This is a genomic window from Humidesulfovibrio sp. (assembly GCF_035560995.1).
In the GTDB taxonomy this organism is placed as follows: domain Bacteria; phylum Desulfobacterota; class Desulfovibrionia; order Desulfovibrionales; family Desulfovibrionaceae; genus Humidesulfovibrio.
Genome location: NZ_DATMYK010000091.1, coordinates 1 through 2,628, shown reverse-complemented (window position 1 = coordinate 2,628; position 2,628 = coordinate 1). Strand labels below are relative to the sequence as shown.

3 protein-coding genes are annotated in these 2,628 nt (G+C 66.0%); all 3 read left to right on the top strand.

Features of this window, described 5'->3' with window-relative positions; translation table 11 throughout:
* Window positions 1-153: 153 nt before the first annotated feature.
* Window positions 154-378 carry a hypothetical protein gene (locus VN419_RS03430; protein WP_325644464.1) on the top strand — a complete coding sequence of 75 codons (225 nt, stop codon included), beginning with the start codon at window positions 154-156 and terminating at the stop codon, window positions 376-378.
* Window positions 379-408: 30 nt separating this feature from the next.
* Window positions 409-1,329, top strand: coding sequence for a formyltetrahydrofolate deformylase (gene purU, locus VN419_RS03425; RefSeq protein ID WP_325644466.1), 921 nt, complete (start codon window positions 409-411; stop codon window positions 1,327-1,329).
* A gap of 128 nt (window positions 1,330-1,457) precedes the next feature.
* On the top strand, window positions 1,458-2,628 hold a 1,171-nt coding region (locus tag VN419_RS03420; protein ID WP_325644462.1), incomplete at its 3' end, for a solute carrier family 23 protein.

Genomic DNA, 2,628 nt, shown 5'->3' with positions numbered 1-2,628 from the left:
ATCCTGAACCGTGAGGAGCGCGTGGGCGCCATCCTGGTGGAGTACCTGAAGAGCCGCCTGGGCAAGCGCCCCCTGGTGGACTTCCCCGCCGCGCCCGTGGCCGCCGCCCGCAAGGCCGGGTAGCACGCAATCACGCACAGCCCAGGAGGCCCCATGCACGCCGAGTCCGACGCCAAGTTCAAGTATTGCCCGCTGCTCAAAACGCGCGACGACAAGCTGAAGTTCTGCCTGGGCTCCATGTGCATGTTTTGGCGCTGGGCCAACCCGGCGCTGACCGGCTCGGACGAGCAGGGCTACTGCGGCGCGGCCGGGCCCGTACTGGCAGCCGGCCTCTTGCGCGGGGCCGAGGACGACCAGAAGCCCATCGAAGATTACTAGACGAGGATTATCAGCAACATGACCGCCGCAATGCCTCTCTGCAAGCCTGCCCCCCTCGGACAGGCGGGAACAGCTCGCCTTTTGGTCACCTGCCCGGACCGCTCCGGCATCGTGGCCGCCGTGAGCGGCTTTCTGCACACGCGTGGAGTGAACATCATCCACTCCGACCAGCACTCCACCGACCCCCTGGGGGGCCGCTTCTTCATGCGCCAGGAATTCTACTTCCCCGGCCTGGAAGGCTGCCTGGGCGAGCTCATGCGCGACTTCGAGTCCGAGGTGGCCACCGAGTTCAATATGAAGTGGCGCGTCATCCTGGCCGGGCGCAAAAAACGCATGGCCGTGCTTGTTTCGCGCCTGGACCACGCCCTTATGGACCTCTTGTGGCGCGTGGGCCGGGGCGAACTGCCCGCAGAGATCCCCCTCGTCATCAGCAACCACGCGGACCTGAAGCACGCCGTGGAATCCTTCGGCGTGGCCTTCCACCACGTGCACGTGCCAGAAGCCTCGGACGCGCCGCGCGGACGCGGGCTCTCCCTGCCCGAGGAACGCATGCTGGAGCTGCTGACGGGCGCGCCCGGCGGGCCCGTGGACCTCATCGTGCTGGCGCGCTACATGCGCATCCTCTCGCCAGCCTTCGTGAAGCGCTTCTCCCAGCGCATCATCAACATCCACCATTCCTTCCTGCCCGCCTTCGAAGGGGCGGACCCGTACCGCCGCGCCAGCGAACGCGGGGTGAAGCTCATCGGAGCCACCGCGCACTATGTCACCGGACGTCTCGACAAGGGCCCCATCATCGAGCAGGACGTCATCCGCGTGTCGCACAGGCACAGGCTTGACGAGCTGAAGGTTCTGGGGCGAGACATCGAGCGCCAGGTGCTTTCCCGCGCCGTGCGCTGGCACCTGGAGGACCGTGTGCTGGTGGACGGCAACAAGACCATCGTGTTCGCGTAGAGAACCAGGGGCGCTGCCCCTGAACCCCGCCAGGGGGCATGCACCCCCTGGGCCCGCAGATGGGGGCCTTCTCATTGTGTTGCGGGCGGTTCGCAGTAGATGATAGCCTGCCATGCGGGAGGGATGAAATGCTGCGCGACACGCTCAAATACGACGCCAACGACACTCCGCCACTGTACATGTCGGCCAGCCTGGCCTTTATGCATGTGCTGCTGGTGTTCGACGCCATCATCTTCATCCCCAACGTGCTGGGCAAGACCGTGGGCCTGCCGCAGCAGAGCCTGGCCTTCATCACCTTTGCGACAATCCTCATCTCGGCGGTGTTCACCTTTCTGCAAAGCCGCACGCGCCTGGGCATCGGCTGCGGTTTTGTCATGTTCACGGGTTCGTACAGCGCTTTTGTGCTGTGCTCGGTGGATGCGGTGAAGATGGGCGGGCTGCCGCTTCTGGCCACCATGTCGCTGTGCACGGTGCCGGTGGTGTTTCTGTATACGTTCTTCATCCGGTTTTTCCGGCACATCATAACGCCAGCCGTGGGCGGCGTGGTGGTGCTGCTCATCGCCACGTCCATGGTGCCCATCGGCCTCAGCCTGTGGGCGGGCACGCCGGGCGCCGGGGACGGGGCCGCGGCCGTGACCCTGGCGCGGCTGGGCATCGGCGCGGTGACGGTGCTGACCCTGACGCTCTTGATGCTTTTCGGAGGCTCGGGCTTGCGCATGTGGAGCCCGCTCATCGCCATGGCGGCGGGCTATGGCGCGGCGCTTCTGGCGGGGGAGGCGCATTTCGAGAACACGGCCCAGGCGGCCTGGATCGGGCTGCCGCAGCTTTCGGCCTGGCCTGGCTTCGCGCTTGATTTGCAGGCCTCGCACCTGCCGCTTTTGTTCGCCTTCGGCATGGGCATGGTGGCCAGCATGATCGAGAGCACGGGCAACATCATGCTGGTGCAGCAGATTTCCACACGCAACTTCCGCCGGGTCTCCTACGACCAAGTGCAGAGCGGCCTGTACTGCGACGGCCTGAGCAAGGTGGCGGCCGGGGCCATGGGCACGGCCGTGCCCTCGCTGTACTGCGACAACCTGCCGCTCATCGAGATGACGGGCGTGGCCTCCCGGCGCATCGGGGCCATCGGCGCGGGCATCCTGCTGCTTCTGGCCTTCATGCCCAAGGTCAGCGGCGTGATTCTGGACATGCCCGGCCCGGTCATCGGCGGGTTTCTCATCGTCATCTCGGCCCTGCTGTTCCATGCGGGCTTCGGCCTGGTGGCCATGACCAAGCTGAACAACCAGCACGGGCTGATCC